Raw genomic sequence first — 18,319 nt, 5'->3', positions numbered from 1 at the left:
CCATGGAAACCGCACAACAACACGACCCGACAGGGGTTTGGCAAGGCGTGTGGATCGCGATCCCGGCCTACCAGGAGGCGGCCACCATTCGCGCCCTCGCGCAGGAGGCGCTGGCGCAATCGCCCAACGTGATCGTCGTGGACGACGGCTCAACCGACGGCACCGCCGAACAACTGAGCGGGCTGCCCGTCACGCTGCTGGTCCACGCCCACAACCGCGGCAAGGAAGCGAGCCTGCGCACGGCGTTCACGCACGCGCTGGCGCAGCACGCCGCCTGCGTGATCGCCATGGACGGCGACGGCCAGCACGATCCGGCCGATGCGCCGTTGCTGCTGGCCGCCTGGCGGCGCAACCCGCGCCGCATCGTGATCGGCTCGCGCCTGCACGATCGCTCGCAGTTCCCGCTGGCGCGCTGGCGTGCCAACCGCTTTGCCTGCTTCTGGATCTCGTGGGCGGCCGGCCACCCGATCGCCGATTCGCAATCGGGCTTTCGCGCTTATCCGGCGGAAGTGATGCGACTCGCGCTCGGGCCCAAGGTGCGCGGCAGCCGCTTCACCTTCGAGAGCGAGGTGCTGATCGAGGCGGCCCGGCATGGCCATTCGACGCTGGCGCTGGCGATCCCCGGGCGCTACCCGGCCAACGCCCGCCGCAGCCACTTCCGCCCGGTTTGGGACATCACCAAGATCGTGCTGATGGTCGGCGGTCGCCTGCTGCGCAGCGGCATGGCGCCCGTGGGCCTGTGGCGCAGCCTGCAGCCGGCAACCGTGCTGCCCGGGCGCAAGGCGGCGGGCGTCTCGGCCATCGGCGCAGCGGCCCACGTGCTGCCGGCGAGGGATACCTCGCTGCAATGAGCGAAGCCCCCCCGGCGGTGCTGGCCACCGGCCTGGTGTACCGGTACCCGCGGCAGGAAGCAGCGGCGCTGCAGGGCGTCGACCTGCGCCTGCGCGCCGGCCAGGCCGTGGGCCTGCTGGGACCGAACGGCTCGGGCAAGTCCACCTTGATCGGCCTGCTGGCCGGACTGCGCCAGCCGCAGCAAGGCCACATCGAGATCGCCGCTGCCGACCGCCGCCGCGTGGCCTGGGTGCCGCAGGAAGCGGCGTTCTATCCCGACCTGAGCTGCCGCGAGAACCTGGCCTTCTTCGCCGCGATGCTCGACACGCCGCGCGCCGAATCGGCGCGGCGCGTAGCCGGCGCCATCGCGAGTTGCCAGCTCGGCGAATTCGCGCAGCGACCGGCGCGCCATTGCTCGGGTGGCGTGCGCCGCCGCCTGAACCTGGCCATCGCCCTGCTGCAGCAGCCGCAGGTGCTGCTGCTCGACGAGCCGACGGTGGGCGTGGATCCGCAGTCGCGTGCCTTCCTGCTCGATCGCGTGCGGGAACTGGTAGCGGGCGGCACTGCGGTGCTGTATGCCACGCACTACATGGAGGAAGTGAGCGCCGTCTGCTCGGACATCGTCCTGCTGGATCATGGCCAGGTGCTGGCGGTGGGCGACCTCGCCACGCTGCTGCGCGGCAACGGCGAAAGGCCGCCGCACGCGAATCTCGAAGATCTGTTCATGCACTACACCCACCGCTCCCTGCGCGACTAGCGTGATGTTCCCTTGCTCCGCCATCCGCGCGCAGATCCTTGCCGTCGCCTGCAAGGAGTGGCGCCTGCTCTCGCGCAACCTGCACGGCCTGTCGGCCCTGTTCCTGATGCCGGCGATCTTCGTGCTGGTGATGTCCTTCACCCTGAAGAACACGCTCACCGCGAAGGTGGACTTGCCGGTGGCCGGCTGGGTGCAGGAAGACACGACGCCCTTCGCCACGCAATGGGCGCGCGAGTGGCAGGCGCGGCATCCCGGTCCTCGCTTCGCCAGCAGGCAGGCCTTGCAGCAGGCGCTGGCGACGCGCCAGGTGGAAGCCGGCGTCGTCGTGCGCGCACCGCTGCTGGACCCGGCCAGCGGCCGCCCCGACAGCCGCCAGCTGGAAATGTGGCTGGGCAACCGCGTCGCACCGGCCGCCGCCGCGCGGCTGCGGGCCGAATTGAGCTTCTCGTTGCTGCAGGCCCAGATGAAGCGGGCGGCGGCGGAGGCCGGGCCCTTCGCTGGCGTGCTGCTCGATAGCGCCTCGGGCGGCGACCTGCTCGCGGCCGACAGCGGTGTCGCCGTGCGCTACCTGTACGAGATCGAGTCCGGGCGGCGCATGACCGCCGTGCAGCAAAGCGTTCCCGCCTGGCTGATCTTCGGCATGTTCTTCGTCGTGATCCCGATCGCCGGTGTGCTGATCCAGGAACGCAACGAGGGCACGCTGGCCCGCCTGGCGACGCAGCAGGTTTCGTCCTTCGCCATCCTGGGCGGCAAGTTGCTGGCCTTCATCGTGCTCAATTGGGTGCAGCTGGGCTTCATGCTGCTGGTGGGTCGCTGGCTGGTGCCATGGCTGGGGGGCGATGCCTTGAGCTTGGCGATCGCCCCCGGCTGGTTCCTGCTGATGGTGCTGGCCACCAGCACCGCGGCGGTGGGGCTGGCCTTGCTGATCGCCAGTGGCACGCGCAACTTCGAGCACGCGGCGGCGCTGGGCGGCGGGCTCAACGTGGTCCTTGGTGCGATTGCGGGCGTGATGGTCCCGCGGGTGTTGATGCCGCCCGCGATGCAGACGTTTTCCGCCTGGTCGCCGATGGGATGGGCGCTCGACGGAATGCAGTCGGTGTTCCTCGGCACGCCCAGCGCCGGCGAGATCCTGCCGCGCGCCGGACTCCTGTTCGCGTTTGCGCTGGCCTGCCTGCTGGGAAGCGGCTGGCTGCTGCGGCGGCCGGCCAACTAGACCACGACCGGTTCGGGCTCCAGCCGGATCCCGAAGCGCTCATACACGCTGGTCTGGATCGCCCGCGCCAGCGTGACCACCTCGCCGCCGGTGGCGCCGCCGCGATTCACCAGGACCAGCGCCTGCTTCTCGTAGACCCCCGCCTGGCCGACCGACTTGCCCTTCCAGCCGCAGGCGTCGATCAGCCAGCCGGCGGCCAGCTTGATCGTGCCGTCCGGCATCGGGTAATGCACGATGCCCGGGTCGCGCGCGATGATGTCCTGGCACTGCTCCGGGGTCACCGTCGGATTCTTGAAGAAGCTGCCGGCGTTGCCGATCACGCGCGGGTCGGGCAGCTTGGCACCGCGGATCGCACAGACCCAGTCGTAGATCTGGCGGGCGTCCGGGTGGGCGATGCCGCTCTCGGTCATCTTGCGCTGCAGATCGACGTAGCCGAGCACCGGCTTCCAGGGCTTCGGCAGGCGCAGGCGCACGCGCAGGATCACCGCGCGGCCGGCCAGCCCGAAGTCGCTGTCGCGCGCCGGCGAGTGCTTGAACACCGAGTCGCGGTAGCCGAAGGCGCACTGCGTCGCATCCAGCGTGAATTCGCGGCCGGTGACCAGGTCGATCGCATCCAGCGAATCGAAGCGGTCCTGCAGTTCGATGCCGTAGGCGCCGATGTTCTGCACCGGCGAGGCACCCACCGTGCCGGGGATCAGCGCCAGGTTCTCCAGGCCGCCCAGGCCCTGCTCGATGGTCCAGGTGACGGCCTCGTGCCAGTTCTCGCCGGCCCCGAATTCGATGAGGGTGGCGCGCGGCCCGTCTTCCAGCACCTTGCGGCCGGCCACTTCGACCTTGAGCACCAGCGTCTTCACGTCCCCCGTCAGCACGATGTTGCTGCCGCCGCCCAGCACGAACTTGGGTTCGTCCGCCAGTTCCGGCCGAGCCAGCACGGCATGCACGTCCTCCGGCCCCTTCACCCGCACCAGGGTCTTCGCACGGGCGACAATGCCAAAGGTGTTGTACGGCTGCAGCGAGGCATTGGACTCTACGATCATGTGAGAATTGTGGACCAGGCAGCCGTACCGCTGGTGCAGGAGGAAAGCCAATATGCCGTCATTCGATATCGTGTGCGAGCCGAACATGGTGAAGGTGAAGAACGCCGTGGAGAATTCGGGCAAGGAGGTCGGCACGCGCTTCGACTTCAAGGGGACCGCCGCGGCCATCGAGATCAAGGACAAGGACATCACGCTGATCGGCGACGCCGAGTTCCAGTTGCAGCAGGTGACGGACATCCTCATGGGCAAGCTGTCCAAGCAGGAGGTCGACCCGCGCTTCCTGGACAAGGGCGACGTGCAGAAGATGGGCGGCGACAAGGTCAAGCAGGTGCTCAAGGTGCGCAGCGGCATCGAGACCGAGCAGGCCAAGAAGATCCAGAAGCTCATCAAGGAGAGCAAGGTGAAGGTGCAGGCCGCCATCCAGGGCGACGCCCTGCGCGTCACCGGGACCAAGAAGGACGACCTGCAGGCCACCATGGCCCTGGTGCGCAAGGAGATGGCGGACCTGCCGCTGTCCTTCAACAACTTCCGCGACTGACCGTGCGGGCCCTCCTGGCGCTCGCCCTGTCACTCGCAGGCGGCATGGCCGCCGCGCAGTCGGTCACGCTGCAAGGCATGCTGGGCAACAAGGCCCTGCTGATCGTCGACGGCGGCGCGCCGAAGAGCGTGGCGCCCGGGGAAAGCTACAAGGGCGTCAAGGTGCTGTCGACGCAGGGGGACCAGGCGGTGCTGGAAGTGGGTGGCCGCCAGCAGACGCTGCACGTGGGCGAGGCGCCGGCCAGCGTCGGCGGCAGCGGACCGGCGGCCCGCGGCAATCGCATCGTGCTGACCGCGAGCACGGGCGACCACTTCCTGACGCAGGGCACGATCAATGGCCGCGCGGTGCAGTTCCTGGTGGACACGGGCGCGACCACCGTGGCCATGGGCACGGCGGATGCGGAGCGCCTGGGCATCGACTACACGAAGGGGCAGCTGGCGCGCAGCAGCACGGCCAATGGCGTGGTCGCGACTTACCTGGTGAAGTTGTCCTCGGTGCGCATCGGCGACGTCGAGGTCTACGAAGTCGATGCCGCCGTGCTGCCGGTGGCGATGCCGCGCATTCTCCTGGGCAACAGCTTTCTCACCCGCTTTCAGATGACGCGCATGAACGACCAGCTGGTGCTGGAGCGCCGGTACTGAGAATGCGACGCAAGCAGGAGCATCGGCTCCCCGCCGGTACCATATCCGGTGTACTTGCTCACACGAATATGTTTGCAATTGCCAGAAAAACTGTTAATAATGGGCGCTAGAGGTTTCAGTTCGTAACTCTCGTTGCTACCAAGATCCAGTGGATCCGGCACTTCGGGGGTTGGGGCAGGGACCCTCTAGTGTGGTTGAGGCGGCCCTGAAAGGCCGCCTCTTTTTCTTGTGGCGTCAGCCGTGACGCGCCGCCGCCGCGGCCTTCTTGCCGCCCCCCAGCCGCGACTCCTTGCCTTGCAGCAGGCGCTGGATGTTGGCGCGGTGCCGCCACGCAAGCAGCAACGCCATCGCGAACAGTGCCATCGTCACCGGGGCTTCCGCATACCAGGTCACGTGGTCCCCCAGCAGGTAATACACGGGCGCGAATACCGCGGAGAGCAGCGAGGCCAGCGAGGAGTAGCGAAAGAAGAAGGCGATGATCAGCCACGTCGCCCCGGTGGCCAGGCCGAGGATCCAGTGCACGCCGAACACCACGCCGATGAAGGTGGCCACGCCCTTGCCGCCCTGGAAGCGGAAGAACACGGGGTACAGGTGGCCGAGGAAAGCGGCGAGCCCCACCATCGCCAGCGTGCCGTCCTGCAAGCCGTAGCGCGGTCCAAGGAGCCTCACCAGCAGCACGGGAAGGAAACCCTTCAGCGCATCGAACAGCAGCGTGACGACGGCGGCGGCCTTGCTGCCGGAGCGCAGCACGTTGGTGGCGCCGGGATTCTTGCTGCCGAACGTGCGCGGATCGGACAGTCCCATGACGCGGCTCACGATCACCGCGAATGCCAGCGAGCCAAGCAGGTAGGCCGCGACGACGGCGGCCAGGGAATACAGCGCTTGCACTTCCGGCTCCTCTTGTTCTGCGAGAGGACTCGTATTCTGCCAGCCGCCAGAGCCCGGGTTCCCAGCAGCCTGCTAAGGCACCACCATGCTGGTGAACGGCGGCACGTAAGCCTGCAGCGTGACCAGGATACCCACCAGGGCCGCCAGGGCGATCGAGTGGAAGAACACGTAGCGCAGGATCTCGCCCTCCTTGTTCAACCAGCCGGTGGCGGTGGAGGCCACGACGATCGATTGCGCATCGATCATCTTGCCCATGACGCCGCCGGAGCTGTTGGCCGCCCCCATCAGGTTGATCGGCAGCCCGAGCTGGCCCGCGGCCACCTTCTGCATGCCGCCGAACAACACGTTGGACGCGGTGTCCGAGCCGGTGAGCGCCACGCCCAGCCAACCCATGAGCGTGCCGAAGAAGGGATACAGCGGGCCGGTGGCCGCGAAGGCCAGGCCCAGGGTCGTGTCCAGGCCGGAGTAGCGCGTGACCGTGCCCAGCGCCAGCATCAGCGCGATCGTCATCAGCGAGAAGCGCACCTTCCAGAAGGTGGCGCCGTAGATGCGCGCGATCTCCACCGGGTTGTATTTCGCAAGCACTCCGCCGACGATCGCCGCCAGCAGGATGGCCGTGCCGGTCGCGGACAGCAGCGTGAACGCGTAGACGGCGCCTTCCTTGGTGTTCGTGGGCACCACGGGCGGCACGCGCTCGATCAGGTTGTGCAGGCCGCCGATCGGGTAGTTGGGCGCGAACAGGCCATTGAGCCAGCTCTTCACCGGTGGCAGCCCCCAGATGAAGACGAACACCGCCAGCAGCACCCAGGGCATCCACGCCCGCATCACGGCGCCCGACGGATGCACGGTGCGCGGCTGGGCCGCGACGGCGCTTCCCGCGTCCGCCTCGTGGCCGCGCGGCACGACCGAGGTCCAGATCTCGGCGGGCTTCCACATACGCAGGAACATCGCGAGGGCGAACATCGAGACGGCGGCGGAGATCACGTCGACCAGCTCCGGCCCGAAGTGGTTGGAGACCAGGTACTGCGGCACGGCGAAGAACACGCCGGTGACCAGGATCGCCGGCCAGATCTGCAGCATTCCGCGAAAGCCCGCGAACGCCCAGATCAACCAGAAGGGCACCAGCAGCGAGAAGAACGGCAGTTGCCGCCCGACCATCGCGGAGATCGCGGTCACGTCGTAGTTGTGCACCTTGGCCAGCGTGATGATCGGCGTGCCGAGCGCGCCGAAGGCCACCGGCGCCGTGTTCGCGATCAGCGACAGGCCCGAGGCTGCCAGCGGCGAGAAGCCCAGTCCGATCAGCATGGCCGCGGTCACCGCCACCGGGGTGCCGAAGCCCGCCGCGCCCTCGAAGAAGGCACCGAACGAGAAGGCGATCAGCAGCAGTTGCAGCCGTCGGTCCGCGGTGACGCCCGCGATGGAATCCTGCAGGACCTTGAAGGAGCCGTTACGCTCGGTCAGCTGGTGCAGGAAGATGATGTTCAACACGATCCAGCCGATCGGCAGCAGACCGGTGAGGGCGCCCAGCCAGGCCGCACGGCCCGCCATGCCCGCCGGCATGCCGAACGCGACGATCGCGATGGCGATTGCCGCCACCAGGCCTGCCAGCGCCGCGAAGTGCGCCTTCATGTGCAGGAAGCCAAGTCCGACCAGCATCACCACCACGGGAATCGCAGCCAGCGCGGTCGAAAGCACCATGCTGCCCATGGGGTCGTAGACCTGTTGCCACATCGCTTGTCTCCTTCCGTATCGCTCTTCTTGCGGGGAAGCCGCCATTTATAGCAATACTGACGGAAAACTGTCAGTGGGTTTTCATTCGTCCGCCAATGCGCAATTCACCGGCTTCGCTGCCAGCAGCCGGACGCATTCCATCGGCTCGATTCCCACCAGGTAGCCGCGGCGGCCGCCATTGAGCACGATGCGGGGCAAGGCCAGGATGCTCTCTTCCACATACACGGGCATCTGCTTGCGCGTTGCGAAAGGCGACGTGCCGCCCACGAGATAGCCGCTGTGCCGGTTGGCCACTTCGGGCTTGCACGGCTCCACGGACCTGGCGCCGATCTGGCGCGCCAGGTTCCTGGTCGATACCTTGCGGTTGCCGTGCATCAGCACCACCAGCGGCCGTGCCTTCTCGTCCTCCATGATCAAGGTTTTGACCACGGTGAAGGGATCGAGACCGAGCACCTGCGCGCTGTGCTGCGCGCCCCCGTGTTCCAGGTACTCGTAGGGGTGCTCGGTGAAGGCGACCCCGTTCGCCTTGAGAAAGGCGGTCGCCGGAGTCTCGCTGACGTGGACCTTCCGGGCCATGCGAGCGCTCTCAGGCGGCGGGGTCGCGCAGCTCCCAGCGGATCTGGTCGATGGCGGACAGCAGCTGCGGCGACAGCTCCGTGTTCCAGGCGTCCAGGTCCTCCTCGAGTTGCGCCACCGAAGTCACGCCGATGATCGTGCTGGCCACCCGCCAGTTGCGATAGCACCAGGCCAGCGCCATGCGCGTGGGGCTCAGGCCGTGCTCACGCGCCAGTGCGTTGTAGCGGCGCGCGGCGGCCAGCGCTTCCGCCCGCCCCCAGCGCTGCGCGCGCACGCTCTCGAACCTGGCGATGCGTCCGTCGCTCGGCGCGCCGGCGCCCGTGGTGCCGCTCTCGTCGTACTTGCCGGTCAGGAGGCCGAAGGCCAGCGGCGAATAAGCAAGCAGCGACACGCCCAGCCGGTGCATGGTTTCATCCAGGCCGTTGTCGACGCCGCGGCTCACCAGGCAATACGGGTTCTGCACGGTGGCGACGCGCGCCAGGCCATGCTGCTCGGCGAGCCGCACGAACTCGTGGACGCCGTACGGGCTTTCGTTCGAGAGGCCGATCGCGCGCACCTTTCCTTGCCGCACGAGCTGGTCGAGTGCCTGCAACTGCTCGTGGATCGAGGTCTGGGTGCGCTCCTTGGCCGGGTCGTAGTAGATCTGGCCGAAGGCCGGCACATTGCGTTCGGGCCAGTGGATCTGATACAGGTCGATCGCCTCGGTCTGCAGGCGCCGCAGCGAGCCCTCGCACGAGGCGACGATGTCTGCCGGCGTCATGCCGCCGCCCGCGCGCACCCACGGCATGCCGCGGGACGGGCCGGCGACCTTCGAGGCCAGCACGATCTTCTGGCGCACGCCGGGCCGCGCGGCGAGCCAGCGGCCGATGATGGTTTCGGTGGCGCCGAAGGTCTCCTTGCGGGCGGGTACCGAGTACATCTCCGCGGTGTCGAGGAAGTTGATGCCGCGTTCGAGCGCGCGGTCCATGATCGCGTGGGCGTCGCGCTCGTTCACCTGCTCGCCGAAGGTCATGGTGCCCAGGCAGATGGGGGTGACTTGAAGGTTGCTCTGGCCGAGCTGGATGGTTTGCATGGCGTTACAGCGTTGGCTATGGAGAAAAGCGGTCGAGCATAGTACCCAAATGCCCGAAGGCCCTTCCATCGTCATCCTCAGGGATCAGGTCACCCCTTTTCTCGGCAAGACCATCCGGCGCGTGAGCGGCAACACCACCATCGAGAAGGAGCGGCTGGCGGACCAGCGCATCGAGTCCTTCCGCAGCTGGGGCAAGCACTTCCTCATCGAACTGCCGGACTTCAGCCTGAAGGTGCACTTCATGCTGTTCGGCAGCTACCGCATCAACGAGGACAAGAGCTGGGCGGTGCCGCGCCTGTCGCTGGGCTTCGACGACGAGCAGGTCATCAATTTCTACGCCTGCTCGGTGCGCTTCATCGAGGAGCCCATCGACCTGGTGTACGACTGGTGGGCCGACGTGATGTCGGAGCACTGGGATCCGCAGCTGGCGCTGAAACGGTTGCGCGCGCAACCGGACACGCTGGTGTGCGATGCGCTCCTGGACCAGGACCTGTTCGCGGGGGTGGGCAACATCATCAAGAACGAGGTGCTGTTCCGCATCCGCGTGCATCCGCTCTCCACCGTGGGCGCCCTGCCCGCGAGCAAATTGCGCGAGCTGGTCGCCGAGGCGCGCAACTACAGCTTCGACTTCCTGGAGTGGAAGAAGCAGTTCGTGCTGAAGAAGCACTGGCTGGCGCACACGAAGCGCACCTGCCCGCGCTGCCACATCCCCTTCGTGAAGGCGCACCTGGGCAGGACGCACAGGCGCAGCTTCTTCTGCGAGAACTGCCAGCTCCGGTACGGCCCCGAAGCCTAGCTAAGGCGCCACTCGCTCCCCGAGCGGCACCAGCCCGCCCGGCGCCGCAGCATCGAAGCGCACCAGGTAGCCCGCCTTCGAGGCGAAGCGCTGGCCGATGCCCAGCGCAAGCCGCGGATAGAGTCCGGTGACGGTGGTGCGCTCCATGTCCATTTCCAGCCGCTCCACGAGGTAGTCGCGGCCCAGGTGGTCCTGCGCATCGTGCATCGCCTTGCGCAACGCGCTGCAGGCCACATAGGCATCGGCCTGGATACGTTCGTCGCCCGCGGGCACCGCGTGCGCCTGCAGCCAATGGCGAACCGGCAACGTGCGCAGGGCGCGCTGCTGCGGCAGCTCGAAAGGATAGGCCATCAGGGCGTGCGCCTTCCAGCTCGTGGGGAGCGGCACCGCGTCGCTTTCGGCCAGCGTCGCGGAGACATAAGCCTGGCCAGCCGCAGGCGCGATGCCTTCGAGCCGCTGCAGGTCGGCGGGACGCAGCCAGAGCACGAGCAGGTCGTTCGCGGCAACGCCCGCGAAGGCGCCGGCAGCGAGCGTCCCGTGCAACGCGATGCGCTGGGTGGCGCCGCCGTGCGCAGCCAGTGCGGCTTGCAGGGCATCGGCACCTGCGCGCGCTGCCTCGTCCTCCTCGCGCAGCACTTGCACCACGCGCCGGCCCGGACTTTGCTCGTGGACCTGCCGCGCGATCAAGCCTGCTTCCAGCAGCACGCCCTTGCCGAGGTAGAGCGGATAGAAAGCCTGCGCATCGGCGACGGGCACGTCGACGTGCGGGAACAGGCAGGGCAGCGACTCGCGCTCGCAGAAGCGATGCACCGGCTGCCACTCGCCCTTGCCCACACCGCCCACCACGGCAAACACCGGTTGCGACTGCGCATGCTGCGCGAGCTGCGCCGACCAGGTGCCCTGCGGTCCTTCGAGCGTCCACACGTGCAGGCGCCAGGGACGTTCCTCGTGCTGGCTCATTCCGGGCGCCAGCTTCTTGCGGCCGCGCTCGGGCTGCGGACCTGCGTTGTGCTCGGCGAAGCAGGCCTGCAGCACGTCGACCATCGCGCGGCCGCGCTCGGGGGCGACGCCCGGCGCAATCACCGTCGCGAAGTCCAGCGGGCTCGCATCGGCAGGCGGCGCGGCGCCGGCGGGCAACTGCCGCAGGTAGGCGGCGAGCGCCTGCACCTCGTGGTCCGTGAGGCGATAGCGCGGCATCAGGTAATCGAGCGCGCGACCGGAGGGGTCGACGCCATCGCGCAGCGCGTGCGCGAGGGACGCTTGCGTATAAGCCGGCCGGCCGTCGCCTTCGGGCGATGCGCCCTTGCCGGTGGGCATCACCTGGAACAGCGAGGCCGCGGTGATCGGCGGAATGTAGTTGCGGCCCTCGGAGCCGCCGATGCCGCTGCGGCGGTGGCAGTTCACGCAGGCTGACTGCGCGCCCGCCATCGCCAGGCCGCCGGCCCGGCCGGCGGCCAGCGGCTGGCCGTCGGTGCGGCGGCCTTCGAGGTACAGGGCACGGCCTTCAGCCAGCAGGTCGGTGCCAGCGTCAGCGGCCGCCCGGGCCAGACCGCAACAGGCAAACAGGAACAGGAATGCGGCAAGCAGTGGGGTGGCCATGACGCGCTGCCTCAGTGCTGCTGGCGTGCGAGCAGCTGGTGGTATTCCGCGAGCACTTCGTCGGGGGACGCGAAGCCCTCGAGCCGCACCCATGGCTGGCCCGGGGCGGCGCGCAGGAAGGTGACCGGGCGGTGGTGCATCTTGTCGCCGAAGTACGCCTGAAAGGCTTTCTGCAGGCTCACGCTGGCGTCCAGCGTTCCGGTGTAGAAGCCCCATTGCTTGCCGGCGTCGAGCCGCTTCGCGTAAGCGGCCATCTCCTGGGCGGTGTCCTCCTCGGGGTCGATCGTGATCGACACCATGTGCACCTGTGCGCGCTCCGGGCCCAGGCGGCGCTGCACTTCGGCAAAGGTCTGGCTGAGGATGGGGCAGATCGCGGTGCAGGTGGTGTAGATGAAGTTCAACATGACCGGGCGGCCGTCATCGAGCTCCTGCGGAAACTTGACGGCGGTGCCGTCGGTGCGCTGCAGCGCGAGCTGGGGCAGGCGGTAGTTGGCCACCTGCCGCGCGTAACCGGGTGCGGCCTCGGCGGGGTGCCGCGGCTCGTGCTGTTCGTGGGCGACGCCGGGCGTCGCGATCATGGCAAGTGCGGCCAGGGCGGCCGCAAGCGAGGAAAGCATGCGAAGGCTGGACAAGGTCGTCTCCTGGGCGAAAAAGGGAAGGGCCCCGGGGCGCCCTTCCTGAATTCATGAAACCGAACCGTGCGCTTCAGCGCCCCTGGGGAATCCGACCGACGTAGTAGGGGCGCATCATCTCGTGGTCCTCGTGCGAGAGGATGTGGCAGTGGTACAGGTATTCGCCCGGGCGATTGAACTTGGCGATGACGCGCGTCACCTCGCCGGGGAACATCTTGGCGGTGTCCTTCTTGCCGGCCTCCTCGGCGGCGGGCTTGCGGACCTTTCCCAGCAACTTGACGCTGCTCTCATCCAGCACCCCGCCCAGCGAACCGTCGCTGTTGGTCTTGTCCGTGATCGTGCCGCTGAACTTCTGCCGACCCAGCACGCGGAAGTCCACCAGGTGCATGTGGATCGGATGCGCATCCCCGGTGGTGTTGTAGAACTCCCAGATCTCCGTGTCGCCCACCTGTGGGTTCTCGGTGATCGGGTCGACGAAGTTCAGCGTGCCGTTCAGGTTCGGACGCGAGGCATCGACGATGCCACCCATGGTCTGCAGGCGGCCGATCGAGTCGGTGCCTTCGAACAGCAGGATCTTGCGCGTGCGCTCCGCCTGCGACAGCACGGGCACGGGGCCGAGCAAGGGCCGCAGGTCGCGCGGAATCGGCCGATCCGGCACCCCGGACAGCGGCTTGGAGACGCGGAAAGCCATCACCTGGCCGGTGGTCGCGGGATTCGCCGCATCGCCGCTCGGGTACGGCGCGTTCGCGTCGTTATTGAGGATGACGGTCTGCCCGCCCATGCGGCTGAAGTCGATGACGACGTCGCAGCGCTCGCCGGGGCCCATGCTCAAGACGGACATCGACACCGGTGCGTTCAACAGGCCGAGGTCCGAGCCGATCTGCACGAAGGGCGCATTGTTGGACAGCTGCATGTTGTAGAAGCGCGCGTCGGATCCGTTCAGGACGCGGAAGCGGTACTTGCGCGGCTCCACGTCCAGCACCGGCCAGGCCACGCCGTTGACCAGGATGGTGTCGCCGAAGTTCTCGGGCAGGTGGGTGGGAATGGGCGCGCCGGGCGTATCGGGGTCGACGTAGGCGTAGTACAGCTCGCCATTCGAAAGGAAAGTGCGGTCCTGGATCAACAGGGGCACTTCGTACGGATACTTGGGCAGCTGCAGCGCCATTTCGTTGGCATCGCGGATGAAGTAGTTGCCGGCCAGGCCCATGTACACGTTCAGGCGGGTCGCGCCCACGGTGTGGTCGTGGTACCAGAGCTGCGTCGCTTCCTGCCGGTTGTCGTACGCGTACAGCGGATTGAACAGGCGTCCGGTGATGCCGTTGTCCGGAGTGGCCCAGGCGTCGGGCAGGCCATCGCTCAGGTATGCCGTGTCGCCGCCGTGCTGGTGCGCCGCCAGCGGCACCGGGCCGGTGTAAGGCGCGTTGGGCAGGTTGCCGCTGTTCTGCGGGTCGGCCCAGTGCAGGGTCTGGTCCACCGGCACGTCGGTCGGGTACATGATCCCGTTCAACTGATTCGAGTAGCGCACCTTCACGCCCTGGCCCTGCCACAGGTTGAACGAGTAGCCGGGATAGATCGCCGGCTGGGCGGCGGTGCCATAGGCCCACGCGGTGTGGCTCAGGCGACGGCCCGTGGCCGGGTCGATCAGGCCCGCGTCGTGCCGGATCTGCTGCACGCCGATGTCGAACAGCGGCTGCCGCGTGACCGGGTCGATCCCGGTCGGCTGGTAGATGTAGTTCGGCGCCAGCGGGTTGGGCAGGGGGTTCACGAACCGCGGCTGCGACAGCGGATCGAGCAGCGGAACGCTCTGCGCGCGGGCCAGGCGCGGGAGCAGGGACATGGGAACCAGCAGAGCGGCGGCCGCACTGCCACTCATGCCGAGGAACTGTCTTCTTGCAATCATTTGGTCCTCTCCTCAGGTTTGACGCGCAAAGTTGCACGCGGAGGAGCCGGCAGCAGAAAGCATGCCGAAGTGCCGTCGCAGTGCAACTTTCGGTGCCTTCCTAGAGCGAAGAAGGTATCTTCGAATCGGCACCAAGGTGCCGGAATAAACTGGGGGACAGGGTCGACAGGAGGGGGAATTTCACCCGGAAAAGGGGTGCGCGTCCCCACGGCTGGGGACGATGAGAATTGGAATCGCTATCAGTCGCGGCTAGAAAGCCCCAACCTTCGGAGCGGCGTTATCCCTTGGTGCGGATGCGGAAGAACGCGCAGTACGGTGCGTATGTGAGCGGAAAGCTAAACGCAACGAGAAGCGGAGCACGAATGAGAACCGCTTGCATGTGCGGCGTTGCGCGAGGGAAAACGCGCATTTAACTATTTTCGAAACCATGCAAGGCCCGCCGGAATCGCAGCCGGATCGGTCGCTGCAAGGTGGTTGCGGCAGGGCCCGCGCCAGCATCGCTCGTCCGAACGATAGGGGTGTCTTCGGCAAGCACCCTGGCCCCACGCGGAAAAAACTATACCTCATCCGTGGGGGGCTCAGTGCGAATCGTCGTCCGTGTCCCCCGCTGAACCGCTGGCGGTCGGATGCGACGCCACGGGTGCGTCCTCACCCGCACTGTCCTCCGACCGCGGTGCGCGACGGACTTCTTCGCGTGCCGGGGCGGGCGGGCGACTGTCGGTCACGGGCGGCGCACGGTCCGCGTTGGCGTGCGCCCCGGGGCTGTCGGATCCCTCGGCGAGGGACGGGCGCGCCGGCTCACGCGGTGCCGGATGCGAGCGCGGCTCCGAAGCGGGATCCGGGCTGACCTTGGCGGAATCCGATTGGGCGGGCGGTGCCGGCCTGGCTCGCTGCGGCGAGGCGGAGGCGGCGGAGGACTCGTCGCGCGCCGTCGGCGCGGCATGCACCACGGCCGGCGGCTTCGGGCCGTCCGGCACATCGCGTGCCTGGACGCTTGCCGCGGCTTGCGAAGCAGCGTCGTGCCTGGCGGCCGCGGTCTGCGCCGGCGCCGGCGTCGCTGCCTGCGGCTTGGCCGGCTTTTCCGAGGCCATCGCAGCGGCCGCCCGCAGCTTGGCGGCCTCCTCCCTCGCCGATCCCTTCGCGACCGGCGTGCGCACAGGGGCCGCCCCCGGCACCTGCGCCACTGCCGGAGCAGATGGCAGGGTGGCACCACCGGCCAGCCGCGCCACCGTGGCCAGGCCCTGCTGCGCGAAGCGCGTCTTCTCGCCCTTCGCGCCATAGCGCAGCTCGTACGCCTGCAGCGCCGCCTGGTACAGGCGCTGCGAGCGCGCAAGCAGCTCGCCCCTGCGGAAAGTGTTGGCCTGCGCCACGGTGGCGTAATGCCGCCCGAGCTGGTACATGGCGTCGGCCAGCGTCACCGCGGCTTCCTTGCCTGGCACGACGCGCGCATCGCGGCAGGCATTGAGGAAGACGATCTCGGCATCGCGCATGTGGCCGGATGCGGCCGCTTCCTTGCCGGTGAGGAGCAGCGCGGCGACCTCGCTGGCGCTGGCCACCGACGGCGCCGGCTGCAGGCTCTGCTGCCCGTCGCCTCGTCCCGGCGGCACGATCGCCGTGTCATCGCAGGACTGCGCCGCAACCGTCGCCGGCACGCCGGGCGTGACCGCCGCCATTACCTGCGCCGGCGCCGGCACGGGCTGCATGCTGGCGACCGCCGGTGCCGGTGCCGGTTCCGGTGCCGGCGCCGCCACCGTTGCATTGCCCATGGCACGGGTCGGCCCGTTGTCCTGCCAGACGGCGCGGTTGTGGGCCTGGATCACCGCCCAACCACCCACCGCGACACCCACCAGGAGCCCCGCGGCGAACAAGCCACCCGTGCGCCAAGTCGTTGCCATGCAAGGAACTTAGCTGGCGCGCCGTGCTGCGCAGGCGGGACGCAGGGGCATCGCGCGGCCAGACCCTTCCTACGTTGGCCGGGAGCCTGCGCCAAGCACCGGTCCTTGTCCCTGCCTTGACTGCCGGACCTGGGTGCGCCTCCTATCATCCGCCGGATGTACAACCCCCAACGCCTCTCCCGCAGCGAGTTTGTCGCCGTGCGCAAGCTGCGCTATCACGTGCGCGTGTGGGGCGAGCCGCGCCCCGGCGTGCCGCCGCTGGTGCTGGTGCATGGCTGGATGGACGTGGCCGCTTCGTGGCAGTTCGTGGTCGATGCGTTCGCGCAGGAGCGGCAGGTCATCGCGCCGGACTGGCGCGGCTTCGGGCTGACCGAAGGGCCGCCCTGCGACAACTACTGGTTCCCCGATTACCTGGCGGACCTCGACTTCCTGCTCGATCACCATGCCGGCGACCAGCCGGTCGACCTGGTGGGCCACAGCATGGGCGGCAACATCGCAATGCTGTACGCGGGCGTGCGGCCCGAGCGCATCCGCCGCCTGGTCAATCTCGAAGGCTTCGGCATGCCCGCGACCCTCCCTTCGCAGGCGCCCGGCCGCTACGGCAAGTGGATTTCCGAGCTCAAGTCCCTGCGCCGCGGCGAGCTGGCGCTGAAGACCTACGGCAGCCTCACCGGCGTCGCGGCCCGGCTGCGGAAAACCAACCGCCGGCTGAGCCAGGACCGCGCCGACTGGCTGGCCGGGCATTGGGCGGCCCGGCAGCCCGACGGGCAGTGGGCGATCCTCGGCGATGCGGCCCACAAGATCGTCAATGCCAACCTGTTCCGGGTCGACGAGGTGCTGGAGATCTATCGCGCCATCCGGGCGCCGGTGCTTTGCGTGGAGGCCGGCGACGACAGCCTGGGCCAGTGGTGGCAGGGCCGCTATACCCTGGCCGAGTACCACGAACGTCTGAAGGCGGTGTCCGACGTCCGGCTGAGTCGGGTCGAGGACGCCGGCCACATGCTCCATCACGACCAGCCCGTCGAGGTGGCCCGTCTCATCGAGGACTTCCTGCAAAAGGACTACCCCGTAAACGGGGGTGGTGGGGCCCAGCAGGGGCCAAATTCGTGAAATTTTATGGCTCTGGTAGAGCGTGCAACCACATGTTCGTAACTCCGCTTGCTGTCAGCGCCGTCCTACCCTATTGTCGGAATTCATCGACAAGGGGACGCTCTCATGTGGAAGTCGGGTGTGACCGCCCTGCTGGCGGCTACAGTGATCAGTCCGTCCTTTGCCCAGACCGATGAGTTCGATCAGGGCATGGGGACGATGTGGGAAGTGCTCTGGCACCAGAGCGGCACGCCCACCCGGCTGGTCCGCTGGGAACAGGACATCAAGGTCCGCATCTTCGGCGTCAACCTGGCTGCCCACAAGCAGCACACCCTGCAGGCGCTGAAGGATGTCGCGGCCGAAGCCGGCGTCAAGATCACCGATGTCAGCGATCGCCCGGACGCGGCCCAGATCGCCAACGTCAGCGTCGAGATCACGCCCGACAACATGCTGGAAGAAAACCAGCCCTGCGTCACCTACCTGAATTTCCAGACCGAGACGAAGATCGACTCGGCCGCCATGCAGATGCGCAACCGCGACGCGTGGCGCTGTGCCTATCACGAAGCCATGCACGTGATGGGCGTGCGCGGCCATCCCGCCGGCAAGACCGTCCTGAGCTATTTCCCAACCAAGGTCGACGGCCTGCTGCCCCTGGACAAGGTGATGCTGCACGGCTGGTACTCCGCACACATGCGCGGCGGCATGACGCCCTTCGAGGTGCTGCCCGTGCTGGCCGACGAACTGGTGGCCAGCATGCCGGACAAGGACAAGGCGGCGGCATCGCGCGACCGCTTCTTCCGCACCACGGTCGACCAGATGCAGGCCTTCGCCGACGGCAAGGGCGACGTGCCGATGATCGTCAAGCGCTCAGGCAAATCCACCGAAGAAGGCATCCGCTTCGGCCGCATGGAGATGAGCTACTTCCTGGGCGTTGCCTACCTCGAAGGCGTGACCGTGCCGCAGGATTCCAATCAGGCCGTGCGTTGGCTGCAACGCGCAGCCAACCTGGGCAGCCGCACCGCTGCCGCCCGCCTGGGCGCCGCTACGGCGCGCTGACACTTCTCTGTTCCAGCAAAGCGGGGCCACGGCCCCGCTTCGCGTTGGGGCCGGCCCACGGCCGAGCG

At 68.1% G+C, this 18,319-nt stretch carries 17 protein-coding genes; 8 read left to right on the top strand and 9 right to left on the bottom strand.

What is annotated here, in order from left to right:
- Nucleotides 1–2: 2 nt before the first annotated feature.
- The 3 genes from JWP60_RS18230 to JWP60_RS18220 are packed head-to-tail and all read left to right on the top strand — an operon-like array spanning nt 3 to nt 2,801.
- Nucleotides 3–851, top strand: a complete 849-nt coding sequence (locus JWP60_RS18230; protein ID WP_299794631.1) for a glycosyltransferase family 2 protein — start codon at nt 3–5, stop codon at nt 849–851.
- A complete protein-coding gene (locus JWP60_RS18225; protein WP_299794628.1) occupies nt 848–1,588 on the top strand; it encodes an ABC transporter ATP-binding protein in 741 nt (246 codons plus the stop codon). Before JWP60_RS18230 ends, JWP60_RS18225 begins: the two co-directional genes overlap by 4 nt.
- Nucleotides 1,589–1,592: 4 nt before the next feature.
- Nucleotides 1,593–2,801, top strand: a complete 1,209-nt coding sequence (locus tag JWP60_RS18220) for an ABC transporter permease (RefSeq protein ID WP_299794625.1) — start codon at nt 1,593–1,595, stop codon at nt 2,799–2,801.
- Here JWP60_RS18220 and murB read toward each other — a convergent pair.
- On the bottom strand, nt 2,798–3,838 hold the full coding sequence (murB, locus tag JWP60_RS18215) for a UDP-N-acetylmuramate dehydrogenase (protein ID WP_299794622.1): 1,041 nt from the start codon (nt 3,836–3,838) through the stop codon (nt 2,798–2,800). The genes JWP60_RS18220 and murB overlap by 4 nt on opposite strands.
- A gap of 52 nt (nt 3,839–3,890) precedes the next feature.
- Here murB and JWP60_RS18210 point away from each other — a divergent pair, with 52 nt between their 5' ends.
- Together JWP60_RS18210 and JWP60_RS18205 are read left to right on the top strand one after the other, a co-directional pair.
- Nucleotides 3,891–4,376, top strand: a complete 486-nt coding sequence (locus tag JWP60_RS18210; RefSeq protein WP_299794619.1) for a YajQ family cyclic di-GMP-binding protein — start codon at nt 3,891–3,893, stop codon at nt 4,374–4,376.
- 2 nt (nt 4,377–4,378) lie between these two features.
- Nucleotides 4,379–5,017 carry a retropepsin-like aspartic protease gene (locus JWP60_RS18205; RefSeq protein WP_299794616.1) on the top strand — a complete coding sequence of 213 codons (639 nt, stop codon included), beginning with the start codon at nt 4,379–4,381 and terminating at the stop codon, nt 5,015–5,017.
- A gap of 234 nt (nt 5,018–5,251) precedes the next feature.
- Here JWP60_RS18205 and plsY read toward each other — a convergent pair whose 3' ends face one another.
- The 4 genes from plsY to JWP60_RS18185 all read right to left on the bottom strand — a co-directional run bounded on the left by plsY (nt 5,252) and on the right by JWP60_RS18185 (nt 9,284).
- Complete coding sequence (plsY, locus tag JWP60_RS18200; protein WP_299794613.1) at nt 5,252–5,905, bottom strand: glycerol-3-phosphate 1-O-acyltransferase PlsY; 654 nt, start codon at nt 5,903–5,905, stop codon at nt 5,252–5,254.
- 72 nt (nt 5,906–5,977) lie between these two features.
- A complete protein-coding gene (locus JWP60_RS18195) occupies nt 5,978–7,636 on the bottom strand; it encodes an L-lactate permease (protein ID WP_299794610.1) in 1,659 nt (552 codons plus the stop codon).
- Nucleotides 7,637–7,717: 81 nt separating this feature from the next.
- Nucleotides 7,718–8,212 (bottom strand): aminoacyl-tRNA deacylase, encoded by a 495-nt coding sequence (locus tag JWP60_RS18190; RefSeq protein WP_299794606.1) that lies wholly within the window; start codon nt 8,210–8,212, stop codon nt 7,718–7,720.
- Nucleotides 8,213–8,222: 10 nt separating this feature from the next.
- Nucleotides 8,223–9,284 carry an aldo/keto reductase gene (locus tag JWP60_RS18185; protein WP_299794604.1) on the bottom strand — a complete coding sequence of 354 codons (1,062 nt, stop codon included), beginning with the start codon at nt 9,282–9,284 and terminating at the stop codon, nt 8,223–8,225.
- A 49-nt stretch (nt 9,285–9,333) separates the two neighbouring features.
- On the opposite strand from JWP60_RS18185, the gene JWP60_RS18180 reads away from it, so the two are divergent.
- Nucleotides 9,334–10,080 (top strand): DNA-formamidopyrimidine glycosylase family protein, encoded by a 747-nt coding sequence (locus JWP60_RS18180; RefSeq protein WP_299794602.1) that lies wholly within the window; start codon nt 9,334–9,336, stop codon nt 10,078–10,080.
- On the opposite strand, the gene JWP60_RS18175 is transcribed toward JWP60_RS18180, so the two are convergent.
- The 4 genes from JWP60_RS18175 to JWP60_RS18160 form a co-directional block, all read right to left on the bottom strand.
- Complete coding sequence (locus JWP60_RS18175; RefSeq protein ID WP_299794600.1) at nt 10,081–11,679, bottom strand: c-type cytochrome; 1,599 nt, start codon at nt 11,677–11,679, stop codon at nt 10,081–10,083. It abuts the gene before it with no gap.
- Between the two features lie 11 nt (nt 11,680–11,690).
- A complete protein-coding gene (locus JWP60_RS18170) occupies nt 11,691–12,311 on the bottom strand; it encodes an SCO family protein (RefSeq protein WP_299794598.1) in 621 nt (206 codons plus the stop codon).
- 73 nt (nt 12,312–12,384) lie between these two features.
- Nucleotides 12,385–14,211 carry a multicopper oxidase domain-containing protein gene (locus tag JWP60_RS18165; RefSeq protein ID WP_299794595.1) on the bottom strand — a complete coding sequence of 609 codons (1,827 nt, stop codon included), beginning with the start codon at nt 14,209–14,211 and terminating at the stop codon, nt 12,385–12,387.
- Nucleotides 14,212–14,789: 578 nt separating this feature from the next.
- Nucleotides 14,790–16,106 carry a hypothetical protein gene (locus tag JWP60_RS18160; protein WP_299794593.1) on the bottom strand — a complete coding sequence of 439 codons (1,317 nt, stop codon included), beginning with the start codon at nt 16,104–16,106 and terminating at the stop codon, nt 14,790–14,792.
- A gap of 156 nt (nt 16,107–16,262) precedes the next feature.
- On the opposite strand from JWP60_RS18160, the gene JWP60_RS18155 reads away from it, so the two are divergent.
- A complete protein-coding gene (locus tag JWP60_RS18155) occupies nt 16,263–17,216 on the top strand; it encodes an alpha/beta hydrolase (RefSeq protein ID WP_299794591.1) in 954 nt (317 codons plus the stop codon).
- A 105-nt stretch (nt 17,217–17,321) separates the two neighbouring features.
- The gene (locus JWP60_RS18150; RefSeq protein ID WP_299794589.1) at nt 17,322–18,251 is read left to right on the top strand and encodes a hypothetical protein; all 930 of its coding nucleotides are present in this window, start codon (nt 17,322–17,324) and stop codon (nt 18,249–18,251) included.
- Nucleotides 18,252–18,319: the final 68 nt, after the last annotated feature.

It is taken from the genome of Ramlibacter sp., assembly GCF_028291745.1.
In the GTDB taxonomy this organism is placed as follows: Bacteria; Pseudomonadota; Gammaproteobacteria; order Burkholderiales; family Burkholderiaceae_C; genus Ramlibacter.
This window is presented reverse-complemented; position numbering and strand designations above follow the sequence as displayed.